This is a genomic window from Micromonospora sp. D93 (genome assembly GCF_018070365.1).
GTDB classification, from domain to species: domain Bacteria; phylum Actinomycetota; class Actinomycetes; order Mycobacteriales; family Micromonosporaceae; genus Micromonospora; species Micromonospora ureilytica.
The window spans coordinates 92,144-107,578 of the sequence record NZ_JAGPXW010000002.1 but is presented as its reverse complement, the minus strand read 5'-3'; the positions used below and the strand labels follow the sequence as shown (position 1 = coordinate 107,578).

Below are 15,435 nucleotides of genomic sequence, written 5' to 3'. Positions count from 1 at the left end.
CCAGGTCAGCGAGTGGTCGCCCCGCGGTCGGGCTCACCGGTCTGCTCCCACAGTGACTTCATCTCGTCGAAGGCCTGTTCCATCAGCTGCACCATGGCCTGCCGGGCACGATCACCGTCGCGCCGCTGGATCGCCTGGGCGACGTCGGCGTGCATCTGGAGGGCCTGCTGATGAGGGTGGTGCGGCATGAGGTGGTGCTTGTGCCGGCCGGTGAGCACCTCCGCGACCAGCTCCTGCAGCCGGACGAACATCTCGTTGCCGGAGGCTAGCAGGACGCGCCTGTGAAACTCGATGTCGAGGTGCAGGAAGCGCTCCTCGTCGCCGGCCTCGCCGGCGGCCCACATCTTCGCCGCCAGCCCGACGAGGTCGCTCGCCTCGTCACGGCCGATCCGGCTGGCGGCCAGGAAGGCCGCGTGCGGCTCGACGGCGGTGCGTAGCTCGGTGATCGAGCGGAGCTGGGCCATCCGGCCGGCCGAGGCGAGACGCCAGCGGATCACCTGCGGGTCGAAGACGTTCCACGCACTCGCCGGTCGGATCATCACTCCCACCCGTCGGCGCGCCTCGATGAATCCCATCGAGGCCAGCACCCGCAACACCTCGCGGACGACCGAGCGGGACACGGCGTACCTGTCGACCAGCTCGTCGATGTTGAGGACCGATCCGGGTGCCAGCTCTCCGCCGCAGATGGCGGTGCCGAGGTGTTCGAGGACGCGCGCGTGCAGCCCGGACTCGGCGGGGAGGGCCGGAACGGCTGCAACCTCTGTTGAGGACGGTTCCACCCAAAGATCATATCATTTGTATGTACCTCTTGAGGTAGTCGGCTTTATCGGCCTAGCATCCCGATGTTAAGCGGATGTAACGCCGAGGTAGCGGCTCCCTCGGGGGGCGGCGGCCACGACAGAAGGAGAGACAAGCGTGCGACGTCGATCGATAATCGGCACTTCTCTGGCCGTGGTCACCGCCATGAGCCTGGCCGCCTGCGGCGGCGACGGCAGCGGCGAGGACTCCAAGACCGTTCGCGTGACACTTGTCAACCACGTGTGGACCGAGAACATCAGGAAGGCCCTGCCGGAGTTCGAGAAGCAGTCCGGCCTCACTGTCGACGTCACCCAGCTCGGTGAGGACCAGCTCTCCGACCAGTACAACGTCAAGCTGAACGCCGGGTCCGACGACCTCGACGTGATGATGTACCGGCCCCTGCAGGAGGGGAAGCTGTTCGCCAAGAACAAGTACCTCGCCGACCTGAGCGAGAGGGTCAAGTCCGACAGCGCCTTCGAGATCGGCGACTTCCAGGCCGGGCCGATGCAGGCGACGACCTATGAGGACAACATCGTCGGGCTGCCGATCATCACCGAGCAGGAGGTCCTCTACTACCGCAAGGACCTGCTGACGAAGTCCGGCTTCACCGCGCCGCCCAAGACCCTCGACGAACTCAAGGCACAGGCCGCGAAGATCGAGGCCGACAACCCGGGCGTCGCCGGCTTCGTCGCGCGCACCGGCAAGGCCGCCGCCGTCACGCAGTTCTCCAGCTTCCTCTTCAGCTTCGGCGGCGACTTCGTGGACTCCAGCGGAAAGGCCACAGTCAACACCGAGCAGGCCAAGCAGGCGTACGCCTACTACGGCGGGCTGCTCAGGGACCACGGCCCGGAGAACATCAGCACCGACATGAGCTGGTCGGAGGCGATGGCGATCTTCACGCAGGGCAAGGCCGCCTTCTACACCGAGGCCAACTCGCTCTACAAGAACGCCACCGACCCGACCAAGTCCAAGGTCGTCGACTCCGTCGGCTTCGCCGCCTTCCCGGCCGGCCCGGCCGGATCGAAGCCGTACAACATCCCGTCCTGGGCGCTCGGCGTGAACGACAGCTCGGAGAACAAGGACAACGCCTGGAAGTTCATCCAGTGGGCCGCCGGCAAGGAGCAGGCGCTGGCGCAGCAGACGGCCGGCGTACCCGGTGCCCGCGCCTCGGTCTGGGCGAACCCGGCGGGTACCGCCTCCTACCCGAAGGACCTTGCCGAGGCCAACACGGTCAGCACCGCCAACGGCGTCGGGCACGACCGTCCGCTGGTGGTCAAGGTGGCCCAGGCGCGGGAGATCGTCGGCCAGCCGATCGTCGACGCGATCACCGGCAAGGACGCCGCCAGCTCGGCGGACACGGCGAACGCGGCGTTCCAGAAGTTCCTCGACGACGAGGCGAAGTAACCCACGCGCTGGGCGGCGGTGCCGGCGGGTGCCGCCGCCTCGCCGGGACCTGACCCTCCAACCCGGAGATCCCAATGTCAGCCGTTCTCACCCCCCGTACCGACTCGCCCGAGACCCCCGCGGCGTCAGTGGATACGACGTCGGCCTTGTCGCGTTGGGCCAACGAGCACCGCAAGTGGCTCTTCGCGGCACCCGCCATGGCGTTCGTCGCCGTGCTGATCATCTTTCCGGTGGCGTGGACCGGGTACCTGAGCCTGACCGACGCCGAGGGCTCGGTACGCGCCGAGTCCGAGTTCATCGGCTTCCAGAACTACCTCGACGTGCTCACCGACACCGACAGGTTCTGGCCGGCGGTCTGGCGCACGGTCCTCTTCACAGGCGTCGTGCTGCTCTTCGAGGTCGTCCTCGGCATGGCGATCGCCCTGCTGCTGTGGCGGCCCTTCCGCGGCGAGAAGTGGGTACGCGTCGCGATCCTCCTGCCGCTGGTGGCCACCCCGGTGGCGGTCGGCATGATGTGGCGCCTGATCTTCGACCCCAACATCGGGATGGCGAACCAGCTGCTCGGCTGGATCGGGATCGGCCCACAGCCCTGGCTGGCCGGGCAGCACTCGGCTCTGCCGACGACGATGTTCATCGACATCTGGCAGTGGACCCCGATGGTCGTGCTGATCCTGCTCGCCGGGCTCACCTCGCTCTCCGACGAGCCCCAGGAGGCCGCCCGGATCGACGGCGCCAGCAGCTGGCAGCGGTTCCGGCACGTCACGCTGCCGCTGCTGATGCCCACGGTGATCGTCGCCATCCTGCTGCGCGGCATCGACGCGCTCAAGACGTTCGACATCCTCTACGCCACGAAGGGTCGCGGCGGTGGTTCCTTCCACGAGGTCGAGACCCTCAACGTGTACGCGTACGGCCTCAGCTTCGACTACAACGACTACGGCGTCTCGTCGACAGTCCTCATCATCTTCTTCCTGATCATCATCGGGGTGATGTGGGCCCTCACGTATCGCAAGAAGGGGCTGGGCCGATGAAGCCGAGCAAGCCGTACCGGGTGTTCCGCAACTCGGCTCTCCTCGTCGTGGTGTTCGCGCTGATGGCGCCCCTGCTGTGGATGATCGCCGCGTCGTTCAAGACCAACGTGGACATCTACGACACGGCCAAGACGTTCGTCTTCTCGCCCAGCCTGAAGAACTACGAGACAGTTCTCCAGCAGGCGAACTATCTCGAGTTCATCGGCAACAGCCTCTGGGTAGCGTTCGTGGCCACCACGCTCTCGCTCCTGCTCGGGGTGCCCGCCGCGTACTCGATGAGCCGGTTCAGCATGAAGAAGTCCGCGCTCGTCGTGCTCATGGCCCGGGTGATCCCCGGCGTCTCGCTCCTGGTGCCCTGGTACTACGTCTTCTCGAACCTGAAGATGGTCGGCGGCTTCACAGTGCTGATCCTCAGCCACATGTTCGTGTCGCTGCCGCTGATCGTCTATATCATGATGGGCTACTTCGACGGGCTGCCGGCCGAGTTGGAAGAGGCCGCGCTCGTCGACGGGCTGACCCACATCGGCGCGTTCCGGCGGATCACCCTGCCGCTGTCGGTGCCCGGCGTCGCAACCGCCGGCATCCTCTCCTTCATCTTCTCCTGGAACAACTTCATGTTCGCCCTGGTGCTCTCCGGCTCCGACACGAAGACGCTCCCCGTCGCGATCTTCGACTTCGTCGGCTACGCCAGCATCGACTGGGGCGGCCTGATGGCCGCCGCGACAGTGGTCACCCTGCCGATCATGCTGATCGCCCTGTTCGTGCAGAAGTACGTCGTCTCCGGCCTCACCGCCGGTGCCACGAAGGGCTGACCGGGTCATGACGACCATCGCAACTGTGGAGACCTTCCTGGTCGCGCCCCGCTGGCTGTTCGTCCGGATCGAGACCGACTCCGGCATCGTCGGCTGGGGCGAGGCGACCTGCGAGGGCCAGTCCGAGACCGTGCGCACGGCCGTCCACCAACTCAGCGAGGTGCTCGTCGGGCGAGACGCGCTGCGCATTGAGGACCACTGGCAGGTGCTCACCAAGGGGTCCTTCTACCGGGGCGGTCCGATCCTGGCCAGCGCGGTGTCCGGCCTGGACCAGGCGCTCTGGGACATCGCCGGCAAGCACTACGGCGCCCCGGTGCACCAGCTCCTCGGCGGACCGGTCCGGGACCGGATCCGGGTCTACGGCTGGATCGGTGGTGACGAACCCGCCGAGATCCGCGACCAGATCAGCGCCCGGATCGAGGCGGGCCTGACCGCTGTGAAGATGAACGCGTCCGGGCGGATGGGTGCGCTCGCCTCGGTCGCCGACCTCGACGCTGTGGTGCAGCGGGTGGCCGTCGCCCGCGAGGTCCTCGGCGACGACCGCGACGTCGCCGTCGACTTCCACGGCCGGTTCACCCTCGCCAACGTCCGGCGGGTCGCCCCACTGCTGGAGCCCTACCGGCCGTTCTTCCTGGAAGAACCGGTGGTGCCGGAAAACTCGCACCTGATCGGTGAGGTCGTCCGCTGCACGACCACCCCCATCTCGACCGGGGAGCGGCTCTACAACCGGCAGGAGTTCCTGCCCGTGTTGCAGGCCGGCATCGCCGTGGCCCAACCGGACCTCGCGCACGCCGGCGGCATCACCGAGGTCCGCAAGATCGCCACGCTGGCCGAGGTGTACGACGTGCAACTCGCCCCGCACTGCCCGCTCGGGCCGATCGCCCTCGCCGCCTGCCTCCAGGTCGGCTTCGCCACGCCCAACTTCCTGATCCAGGAGCAGAGCATCGGCATCCACTACAACCAGGGCGCCGAGGTGCTCGACTACTGCCTCGACCAGACCCCGCTCACCTTCGTCGACGGGTACGTGCAGCGGCTGACCGCTCCCGGTCTCGGCATCGAGATCGACGAACACGCGGTACGGACCGCGGACAAGCGCGGGCACGCCTGGCGCAGCCCGACCTGGCGGCACCCCGACGGCTCCTACGCGGAGTGGTGAGACCCCGACCGGCACTAACGAAAGGCACCCCGTGAAGATCGTCGCAGCGGACATCATCGTGTCCAGCCCCGACCGGAACTTCGTCACCCTCAAGATCACCACTGATGAGGGCCTCACCGGTCTGGGCGACGCCACCCTCAACGGCCGTGAGCTCTCCGTCGCCTCGTACCTGCGCGACCACGTCGCCCCACTGCTGATGGGGCGGGACCCGCACCGGATCGAGGACACCTGGCAGTTCCTGTACCGGTCGGCGTACTGGCGGCGTGGCCCGGTCACCATGGCGGCCATCGCCGCGGTGGACGTGGCGCTCTGGGACATCAAGGCCAAGGCCGCCGGCATGCCGCTGTACCAACTGCTGGGCGGCGCGTCCCGCACCGGCATCATGGCGTACGGGCACGCGTCGGGACGGGACATCCCCGAGCTGTTCGACTCGATCCGCCGCCACCTCGACGAGGGCTTCCGGTCGATCCGGGTGCAGACCTCGGTGCCGGGGATCAACGCGGTCTACGGCGTGGCCGCGCAGCCCAGCTCCACCGGCCAGCGCTACGACTACGAGCCCGCGCAGCGCACCCCGCTGCCCGCCGAGGAGGACTGGGACACCCGCGCGTACCTGCGCCACCTGCCGTCGGTCTTCGAGGCGGTGCGCGGCGAGTTCGGCCCGGAGTTGCCGCTGCTGCACGACGGTCACCACCGGATGACCCCGATCCAGGCCGCCAAGCTCGGCAAGGCCCTCGAACCGTACGACCTGTTCTGGCTGGAGGACTGCACCCCGGCCGAGAACCAGGAGGCGCTGCGGTTGGTCCGCCAGCACACCACCACCCCGCTGGCCATCGGCGAGGTCTTCAACACGGTCTGGGACTACCAGACCCTGATCCGGGAGCAGTTGATCGACTACGTCCGGTCCGCGGTCACCCACACCGGCGGCATCACCGCCATGCGCAAGCTGCTCGACTTCGCCGCCCAGTACCAGATCAAGTCCGGTATCCACGGCCCCACCGACATCTCCCCGGTGGGTATGGCCGCGGCGCTGCACCTGGACCTGGCCATCCACAACTTCGGGATCCAGGAGTACATGAAGCACACCCCGCTGGCCAACGAGGTGTTCCGGCAGTCGTTCACCTTCACCGACGGCTACCTGCACCCGGGCGACCAGCCGGGGATCGGGGTGGAGCTGGACGAGGAGGCGGCGGCCCGGTTCCCGTACGAGCCGGCGTACCTGCCGTTCAACCGGCTCAAGGACGGCACGGTCCATGACTGGTGAGCGACGCGGCGCCCGGCCGACCCGGCACGTCGTGGTGATGGGCGTCTCCGGGGCCGGCAAGACCACCGTGGCGCGCGGGATCAGCGCGGCGAGCGGGCTGACCTTCGCCGAGGCGGACGAGTTCCACTCCCCGGAGAACGTGGCGCGGATGCGCTCCGGCGTACCGCTGGACGACACCACCCGGTGGCCCTGGCTGCGGGACATCGCGGCGTGGATCGCCGAGCGTGGCGCGGAGGGCCGGTCCACGGTGCTGGCCTGTTCGGCGTTGAAGCGGTCATACCGGGATGTGCTGCGCCAGGGCCCGCTCCGAGTGGACTTTGTGCACCTGGACGGGCCAGCGGAGGTCATCCGAGCCCGCTTGGCCCGACGTCAGGGGCACTACATGCCGGCGAGTCTGCTGGAGTCGCAGCTCGCCACGCTGGAACCTGCCGCGCCGGACGAGTCGGTGCTCGTACTCGATGTCTCGCTGGCCCCGGAGGCACTGGTCGCGGCGGCCGTCAAGGGCCTCGGCCTGCCCGGCCCGGTGCCGGTGGGGGAGCACCAGGACGGCGCATCCTGAGCGGTCCCGTCGGCATCGTTCCCGTCACCTCGGACATCCGCGAGATCAGCCGAAAGTGGGAAGCCCGGGAACTTTTCCGGCCCGGCCGGCGACCACCAGAGTGCGCGGCCGACCGGCGGCGTTCCGACGACGGCATCTCGGCATGAAGGAGCGCCCGTGGCACACAGGACGGTGGTCTGTGCGGAACGGCGTCGCTGACGACGACCAGGTGACCCGGTGGGCACGGGAGGCAGGCCAGGGTGACCGGCAGGCCGCCACGGCGTTCATCCGGGCACTACAGGACCAGGTCTGGCGGTTCCTGTCGCACCTGGCCGGGCCGGGGGAGGCCGACGACCTGACCCAGGAGACGTTCCTGCGGGCATTTCGCAACCTGCCTGGCTTCGCCGGCCGCTCGTCGGCCCGTACCTGGGTGTTCACGATCGCCCGGCGCGTTGCCGTTGATCATGTCCGGACGGCGGTGGCCCGGCCGAGGATGGCGTCGGTGCCAGACTGGCAGACGGCGGCCGAGGCCGCCGGTGCGATCACGGTCGGCGCCGACGAGAGCGTGACCCTGCAACAGTTGATCGCCGGCCTGACCCGGGAGCGCCGGGAGGCGTTCGTCGCCACCCAGGTGCTCGGCCTGTCCTACGCCGAGGCGGCGGAGGTCTGCCAGTGCCCCGTCGGCACGATCCGTTCCCGGGTCGCCCGGGCACGCGAGGATCTCGTCGCCGCCTGGCAGGCCGACACCGATCCGAGCCACGAGCAACGAACCGGCTGAGGACAAACGCTTCCCGCTGCCGACGGTGGTCAGCACCACCGGTCGACGACCGGTGGTGCTGACCTGGTGCGGGCGTGCCGGCCGCGCTAACCCAGCCGGGTCTCGATGGCCTCGATGATGCGCGGACGCAGCTCGGCGGCGCGGATGACGGCGTCCACCGAGCCGACCTCGACGGCGCGGTGAATGTTGTGCACCCGGTCGAACTCCGCGGCCACCTCACTGAGCTTCTCCGCGCGCACCGACGAGCGCAGCTCGTCGAGCTCCGCGGTCAGCGCGGCGCGTTCGGTGCCGGCCGAGGCGGCGGTGCGGGCCTCCAGGTCCCGCACCCGCGAGTCGGCAGCGGTACGGGCGTTGACGTCGGCGGAGAACACCACGGCGGCGGCGGGTGCGCCACCGAGCACCGAGGCGAACGAGCCCTCCAGCGCCAGCACCGTCATGTTCGGGTTCAGCGCCTTCGAGAACACCACGAACGCACCGCCGTGGTAGCGCGAGATCACACAGAAGACGATGGGTCCCCGGAAGTTCACGATCGCCCGGCCGATCTCGGCGCCGTACTCCAGTTGCAGCTTGCGCATCGACTCCGGCGAACCGTCGAAGCCGGACAGGTTCGCCAGCACGACGAGCGGCCGGTTGCCGCTGGCCGCGTTGATCGCCCGCGCGGCCTTCTTCGACGAGCGGGGGAACAGCGTGCCCGCCGTGTAGGTGTCCGGACCGTCGGTGGGCGGGAAGCCGTGCCGCGGCACCGACCGGGACTCGATGCCGAGCAGGCAGACCGGGATGCCACCGAGGTGGACGTCCTGCACGACCGCGGTGTCCGCGTCCGCCATGCCGGCCCAGCGCTCCAGCACCGGGTGGTCCTGGTCGGAGAGGGCCCGCATCACCGTACGGATGTCGAACGGCTTCTTGCGGTCCGGGTTGGTCTCGACGGAGAAGATCTCCCCGACGGTGGTGAAGGCGCTGTCCGCCACGTCGTGCGGGAAGGTGGAGATGTCGCGGTCGGCCGGGTCGGTGGTGACGGCCCGTCGGGGCGCGTCCTCGCCGGGCGCGACGTACGTGTGGTCGTAGTGCGCCATCACCACGTCCCGTGCGGCCGTCAGGTTCGGCGCCCAGTACTGCGCCTGCCCGTTCGGCCCCATCACCCGGTCGTAGCCGCCGATGCCGAAGTTGTCCTCGGCCGACACACCACCGGAGAAGTCGAGGGACTGCTTGCCGGTGAGCACCATCGCCGAGTCGGGCGTCATCACCAGGATGCCCTTGGTGTGCATGAGCATCGTCGCCTCGGCGTTCCAGTACGGCTGCGCGCCGACGTTGATGCCCGCGACGACGATGTTGATCTCACCGCCGGCCTGGGTGAACTCGACGATCCGCTTCAGCGCCGCCGCCACCCAGTCCATGTTCTCCGTACCGGAGGTCATCGAGATCCGCGCCCCGGCGGACAGCGCCCACCACTCCAGCGGCACCTGCATCCGCTCGGCCAGGTCCAGTGCGGCGATCACGCGCCGGCACTCCGGCTCGGACAGGGCGCCCAGCGACTTCGTCGGGTCGCCGAGCAGCACCACCCGGGTGACACCCTGCGGGTAACGCTCCGTCGGGGTCGTGACCACCCCGGCCACGATGGCGGCGCTGTTGCGCCCCTTCGGCCGCTGCACCGGTACCAGCGACGGAGCGCAGTCGGAGCCGGTTTTGGGCGGAGACGAGCACCGTCCATCCTGCACGGCGTGGGCGTCGTCGAGGTCGTGCTCGACGAAGTCACCGAGCCGACCGGTCAGCTCGTACGGGTAGACGGTGTTGCGGCTGCTGGCCCGCAGCACCTTGAGCCGGTACTCGTCGAGCGGTTCGATCGGCTCGACCGGCGGCTCCCCGACGGCCAGCTCGGCCCCGCCCGCGGCGTCGAACGAGATCCGTACGGCGATCTTGGTCAGCTCGCCGGTCCGGCGGTCGCGCTGCCGCGCGATGAACAGGATCTCCTCCAGGCCGGCGCCCGCGGTCGTCGGGCGGACGCGCCCGGCGATCATCTCCATCTCCTCGCGGGTCAGCTCGCTCGGCGGCCACACGTAGACCACGATCCGGTTGGTGTTGAAGCGCGTCTTCGACGGCCGCCGCGACTGGGCGCGGCGGATCGAGTCGAGGCAGGTGGCGATGGCGTCCTCGGCCGTCGGCAGCGCGACCAGGCGGCCGTCCTGCTCGCGAAGCTCGGTCAGGTCACGCACCTGCGCGAACGCCACGAGGCGCTCGTCGGCCCGGTTCTCCCGCGCCACGCACTGGAAGAGGTAGACCTCCTCGTCCGACGACGGCAGCCGGGTCAGGTCGAACTTGTGCAGCCGCTCCAGCTGCATCCGCTGCGCGATGTACGGGTGCAGCCCGCGGATCAGCCGGTCCTCGGTCAGCTGGGCGCCGGACGGGCGGAACGTGAAGTGGTGGTGCATCACCGACCCGCCGCGGCCCGCGACGGTGGTGGTCACCCGACGGACCTGGGACGGCAGCGGGTGCGCGGCGATGACCTCGGCCAGCGCGTCCGCCATCGCGTCGAAGTCCTCCGGCTGGTTCTCCCAGCCGAGGTAGATGTCAGCGTCCACGGAGTCCTCGCCGGTGGCCAGCTCGGCCAGCCCACGCAGGGCGCTGCCCAGCGCGTCGAAGCTCACCGCGGCGGAGACCACGCTCGAGTCGGCGCGCTCGGCGACCACGAACGTGCAGTCCGCGACCTGGTGGGTACGCACGCTGGTGAGCGCCCGGTTGCCGTAGTACCGCCGGGTCAGCACCTCCAACATGACCGCGTTGTCGAGGTGGTCGCGGACGAGCCGCTGGCCGAGCAGCCGGACCAGAGGCTCGGTGCTGCGCACCATCTCGGCGATGCGCTCGGCGCGGTCCGCCGCGTCCGGGTGCGCGTCCAGGTGCCGCAGGTGCCCGCGGACCTCGGCGTAGACGCGGGCGCGGTTGCGGCGCAGCAGCGGCTGGGCGAACCAGGCGAACACCACGCCACGGGCAAGGTCCGCGACCACGGGGAAGCGCACCTGCGTCGCGGCGATCAGCCGCTCCAGCGCGAGGCCGGCCGGCTCGCGCAGCGTCTCGTCCGGCGGGGTCTCCTGCAGCCAGGCGCGCAGCAGCGTCGCGATGACCTGCGCGTCCGCGGACGCGCGCTGCTGGGCGAGGAAGATCCGGAAGACGGCGGCTTCGAGGGCGGGGGAGCGCTCCAGGTCGGTGACGCCGTACCGGCCGAGCGCCTTGCCGAGCCTGGTCTGGAAGGCGTCCGGCAGCCCGGCCCGCTCGACGTCGAGGCTCTGCAGGTAGGTGTGGAAGTACTCCCGGGCGCTGTGCACGTGCGCGGCGCCGCCGTCCTCGCCCGTCGGCCGGTTGCGACTCAGCTCGGCGAGATCGGCGAACACGTCGATGAGGTCGAGCTCGGCGGCGAGCGGCCGCTGACCGTCCTCGATGGCCGCCCGCCGTGCGGTGAGGTAGCCGTCGAGCACCCGACTGTCGTCGTGCGGGTCGACGTCGAAGCCGAGCAGCAGACCGCGCAGGTCCTCCTGACCGCGCCTGCTGCGCTCGTACGCCGGGATGTCCGCGGCGGCGGTGGGCAGGTCCAGTTCGACGGTCTCGGCGGTCGGGTCGTCAGCGGTCTCCTCGGCGTCGTCCGCGAGCGGCTCCAGGCGCAGCAGCGGCGCACCCGCCTCCACCTGGCTACCCACCGAGACGGCGCACTCCTTCAGCCGCGCCTTGAACGGCGCCCGCAGCACCGTCTCCATCTTCATCGCTTCCAGCACCAGCACCGGCGCGCCCGCCTCGACCTCTGCGCCGACCCCCAGTGGCGTGGCGACGACGAGCGCGGGCATCGGGGAGCGCAGGACGCCGCCCTCGTCCCGGCTGACCCGGTGCGTCACGCCGTCCACCTCGACCAGGTGGGTCGGCCCGTACGTGCCGGTGAGTAGGCGGTAGCGGATGCCGTTGACGACGATCTGACCGGTGTGCCGGTCGAAGCGGTCGAGTTCGACGTCGGCGGTGCGCACGACGGGGCCGGTCTCGATGCCGACCCGGAACCGGTGCGCGCCGACGCGTGCCACCCGCGTGCGGTAACCGACGCCGCGCAGCTTGAGGTCCAACGGTCGGCCGCTGGCGTGCTGCACCTGCGGACGTCCACCGGCCGCCGTCGACAGCAGCCGCTGCCGCTCGACGCGCTCCTCCTCCTCGTACGCCTCGATGGCGGCGGCCGCCAGGGCGACCGCGGAGTGGCGGTGTGTGACGAGCCGGCCCTCGCCGCGGACGCGGTCGATCCAGCCGGTGTCCGCGCTGGCGTCGATCACCTCGGGCTGGTCGAGCAGGTCGAGCACGAAGCTCTTGTTCGTCGCCCCACCCTCGATGATCACGGTGGTGTTCGCCATCGCCCGGCGCAGCTTGCCGAGCGCCTCGTCGCGGTCACGGCCGTACGCGATGATCTTCGCGATCATCGAGTCGAAGTCGGCCGGGATGGTGTCGCCCTCGCTGACGCCGGTGTCCACCCGGATGCCGGGGCCACTGGGCAGGTCCAGCCGGGCGATGCGGCCGGGCGACGGCGCGAAGTCGCGGTCGGGGTCCTCGGCGTTGAGCCGTGCCTCGATGGCGTGCCCGCGTTCGGCCGGCGGCGCACCTTCGAGGCGCCCGCCGGAGGCGACGTGCAGCTGGGCCTTGACCAGGTCGAACCCGGTGGTCAGCTCGGTGATCGGGTGCTCGACCTGGAGGCGGGTGTTGACCTCAAGGAACGCGAACAGCCGGTCGCCGGGGTGGTAGAGGAACTCGACGGTCGCCGCGCCGCGGTAGCCGACCGCGATGGCCAGCCGCTCGGCCGACGTCTTCAGCTCGGCGGCCTGCGCCGCGTCGAGCACCGGCGACGCCGACTCCTCGATGACCTTCTGGTTGCGTCGCTGCACCGAGCAGTCGCGGACGCCGAGCGCCCACGCGGTGCCCTGCCCGTCGGCGATCACCTGGACCTCGACGTGCCGGGCCCCGGTGACCAGGCGCTCCAGGAACACGATGCCGCTGCCGAACGCCCGTGCGGCCTCCTGGCTGGTGCGCTCGTACGCGTCGACCAGCTCGGCTTCGTTCCTGACCACGCGGATGCCGCGCCCGCCGCCGCCCGCGGTCGCCTTCAGCATCAGCGGGTAGCCGACCTCGGCCGCCGAGACCCTGGCGGCGTCCAGGGTTTCGACGGCGCCGCGGCTCCACGGCGCGACCGGCACGCCGACCTTCTCGGCGATCAGTTTCGAGCCGATCTTGTCACCGAGTTGGCGCATGGCGTCCGGGCTCGGCCCGACGAAGGTGACGCCGATCTTCTCGCACAGCTCCGCGAACGCCGGATCCTCGGCGACGAAGCCCCAGCCGACCCACGCGGCGTCGGCCCCGGTCTCGGTCAGGGCGCGCTCCAGCACGGCCAGGTTGAGGTACGGGCGGGCGGATGCCGGGCCGAGATCGTAGGCGATGTCCGCTTCTCGGACGAATGTGGCGTTGCGGTCGACATCGGTGTAGAGAGCCACGGTTTCGAGCTGGATGCCGGTCTCCGCGGCCAGCTCGCGGACCGCGTGGATGAGCCGCATGGCGGCTTCACCACGGTTGACGATGGCGACACGGTTGAACACCCGAAAAACCCCTTAGCTAGACCTCGACCTGCGTGCCGAGAGACGACGGCTCCCAGCAGTGATCACCTTTCCGCGTGGCGGCGGCCAGCGCTATGGCGCAACCACCGAACCCACCGTCCCTCAGTTGTAGGAAGTGCACAAAACTTTTTGGCGCCCCGAGGGCGGCGCCGCTCCGGCAGTTGATCAAGACGGTGCGGGCGGTTCACGTCCGCAGCCTTCCGCGTTCACCCCCGGGTGATCGGCTGGCCAGGTAGATCATCGCTGGTCCGGTCAAGCGCCGGCCCGGCTCGACCATCCCGGCCCAGGCCAGGAACGCATCAGGAAGGGAGCGGCAATGAGGTCACCGCACCTCGTACGCCCACGTCTGGCGCTGCTGCTCGCGGCGGCGCTGACCACACTCGTGACGCCGGCCGGCGTCGCCCACGCCGCGACCGCCACGGTACCCGCGACGGACACCCCGATCACCATCACCTCGACCGAGCAACTCGCCCCGGGCGTCACCTACGGCTCCTTCGAGGTGCCCACGCCCCGGGGCGTCACCGTCGGTTACCTGCTCACGGCCGACCTCAAGAAGAACAAGGTCTCCCTGGACCTGCTGCACCCCGACGCGGTGGCGCAGCGCACTGTCGTCTCGGCGATGACGAACGAGCAGGGTGCCGTCGCCGGCGTCAACGGCGACTTCTTCAACAACAGTGAGACGCACGTCGGCGTCACCCCGACCTACTCGTCGTCCGGTCCCGAGATCGCCGACGGCGAGGAGCTGAAGTTCGCGGTGCCGACCGCTCAGCGTTTCGGCCCCGGCCTCGCCCCCGGCACCTCGACCCGGGACGTGTTCGGCGTCGGCGTGAACGGCAAGGCGCGCGTCGACACCCTGAGCCTCGACGGCGAGGTGCGTAGCAGGAAGGGCACGATCGCGCTGGGCGGCCTCAACCAGTACGCGCTGCCGGTGGACGGCGTCGGCCTGTTCACCGCCGACTGGGGGACCGCCTCCCGGGTCCGGTCCACCTGCGGCACCGACACGAACCGCAGCGACCCGTGCAGCACCCACACCTACGAGGTGACCGTCCGCGACGGCGTGGTAACCACCGTGGGCCAGACGCCCGGTGCGGGAGCGATCCCGGCCGACACCCAGGTGCTGGTCGGCCGGGAAAGCGGCGCGGACGCGCTCGACGACCTCGCCGTCGGCGACCGGGTGCAGGTGCGCGAGAAGCTCGTCTCCGCCGGCAAGCCGAAGCTGACCTTCGCGGTCGGTGGCGCGCCGATCCTGCGCGACGGTGCGCCGCTGGCCGGCCTGGACGCCAAGACCGCCGCGGTACGCAGCGCGGCCGGTGTCAGCCCCGACGGTCGGACCGTGTACCTGGTCGCCCTGGCCGGCCGCGCCCCGGCCAGCGCCGGGTTCACGATCGCCGAACTGGCCGACCTGATGCGCTCGCTCGGCGCGGAGGCCGCCGTGAACCTCGACGGCGGCGGCTCGAGCACTGTCGCCGTCCGCGAGCCGGGCCAGGCCGCAGCCACCGCCCGCAACAGCCCATCCGACGGTACGGAGCGAATGGTCGCCAACGGCATCGGGATCTTCCTGGGCAAACACTGATCGGTACACGCCGCTCCACTTCGTCCCGCCCGGCACTGCCGGACGGGGCGAAGTCGCGTACCGCCCGGAGGGGCGATCCGCTCGCGTCCGAGACTGTCACTCCCCGGTCGGACACGCGCCGCGCCCCGACCCGGAGACACCCGCCCCGGTGCGGTTCCTGCCGGCTTTCGACAACGCGATCCTCGGCTACGACGACCGTAGCCGGATCATCGACGACGGCCACCGTGGCCTCTCGGTGGCCGGCGAACGCGTGGTGCTCGTCGACGGCCGGGTCGCGGCGACCTGGACCGTCGAGTCGGGCACCGTGACCGTCAGCCCACTGCGTGGATTCTCCGCAGCCGACCGGGCCGCCGTGACCGAGCAGGGGCAGGCGCTGGCGTCCTTCCTCTCCGACAACGAGAGCGACCGGGTGCGGGTGGAGTCGTCTCCCCGGTGACGGACCAGGACGGTCCGACCCCGGGGA

Annotated in this window: 11 protein-coding genes; 9 read left to right on the top strand and 2 right to left on the bottom strand. The window is 70.3% G+C overall.

Annotated elements, in window-relative coordinates:
* Positions 1 to 5: 5 nt before the first annotated feature.
* Positions 6 to 779, bottom strand: coding sequence for a FadR/GntR family transcriptional regulator (locus KBX71_RS02605; protein ID WP_210816334.1), 774 nt, complete (start codon positions 777 to 779; stop codon positions 6 to 8).
* A gap of 136 nt (positions 780 to 915) precedes the next feature.
* On the opposite strand from KBX71_RS02605, the gene KBX71_RS02600 reads away from it, so the two are divergent.
* From KBX71_RS02600 to KBX71_RS02570, 7 genes are all read left to right on the top strand, one after another.
* Positions 916 to 2,202, top strand: a complete 1,287-nt coding sequence (locus tag KBX71_RS02600) for a sugar ABC transporter substrate-binding protein (protein WP_307846930.1) — start codon at positions 916 to 918, stop codon at positions 2,200 to 2,202.
* Between the two features lie 146 nt (positions 2,203 to 2,348).
* Positions 2,349 to 3,230, top strand: coding sequence for a carbohydrate ABC transporter permease (locus KBX71_RS02595; protein WP_231396207.1), 882 nt, complete (start codon positions 2,349 to 2,351; stop codon positions 3,228 to 3,230).
* Positions 3,227 to 4,042 (top strand): carbohydrate ABC transporter permease, encoded by an 816-nt coding sequence (locus tag KBX71_RS02590; RefSeq protein ID WP_210816333.1) that lies wholly within the window; start codon positions 3,227 to 3,229, stop codon positions 4,040 to 4,042. The genes KBX71_RS02595 and KBX71_RS02590 overlap by 4 nt, the downstream gene beginning before the upstream one ends.
* Positions 4,043 to 4,049: 7 nt before the next feature.
* Positions 4,050 to 5,198: a galactonate dehydratase gene (gene dgoD, locus KBX71_RS02585; RefSeq protein WP_210816332.1), complete on the top strand. Its 1,149-nt coding sequence runs from the start codon at positions 4,050 to 4,052 to the stop codon at positions 5,196 to 5,198.
* Positions 5,199 to 5,229: 31 nt separating this feature from the next.
* Positions 5,230 to 6,459, top strand: coding sequence for a D-mannonate dehydratase ManD (gene manD / locus KBX71_RS02580; RefSeq protein ID WP_124818170.1), 1,230 nt, complete (start codon positions 5,230 to 5,232; stop codon positions 6,457 to 6,459).
* A complete protein-coding gene (locus tag KBX71_RS02575) occupies positions 6,449 to 7,018 on the top strand; it encodes a gluconokinase (protein ID WP_124818169.1) in 570 nt (189 codons plus the stop codon). The genes manD and KBX71_RS02575 overlap by 11 nt, the downstream gene beginning before the upstream one ends.
* Positions 7,019 to 7,196: 178 nt before the next feature.
* Positions 7,197 to 7,775 carry a sigma-70 family RNA polymerase sigma factor gene (locus KBX71_RS02570; protein WP_307846929.1) on the top strand — a complete coding sequence of 193 codons (579 nt, stop codon included), beginning with the start codon at positions 7,197 to 7,199 and terminating at the stop codon, positions 7,773 to 7,775.
* An 86-nt stretch (positions 7,776 to 7,861) separates the two neighbouring features.
* Here the strand turns inward: KBX71_RS02570 and KBX71_RS02565 are convergent, their stop codons facing one another.
* The gene (locus KBX71_RS02565) at positions 7,862 to 13,381 is read right to left on the bottom strand and encodes a carboxyl transferase domain-containing protein (protein WP_210816330.1); all 5,520 of its coding nucleotides are present in this window, start codon (positions 13,379 to 13,381) and stop codon (positions 7,862 to 7,864) included.
* A gap of 334 nt (positions 13,382 to 13,715) precedes the next feature.
* Here KBX71_RS02565 and KBX71_RS02560 point away from each other — a divergent pair, with 334 nt between their 5' ends.
* Together KBX71_RS02560 and KBX71_RS02555 are read left to right on the top strand one after the other, a co-directional pair.
* Positions 13,716 to 14,972 carry a phosphodiester glycosidase family protein gene (locus tag KBX71_RS02560; protein WP_210816329.1) on the top strand — a complete coding sequence of 419 codons (1,257 nt, stop codon included), beginning with the start codon at positions 13,716 to 13,718 and terminating at the stop codon, positions 14,970 to 14,972.
* A complete protein-coding gene (locus KBX71_RS02555; RefSeq protein ID WP_210816634.1) occupies positions 14,860 to 15,408 on the top strand; it encodes a DNA glycosylase AlkZ-like family protein in 549 nt (182 codons plus the stop codon). The genes KBX71_RS02560 and KBX71_RS02555 overlap by 113 nt, the downstream gene beginning before the upstream one ends.
* Positions 15,409 to 15,435 lie beyond the last annotated feature (27 nt).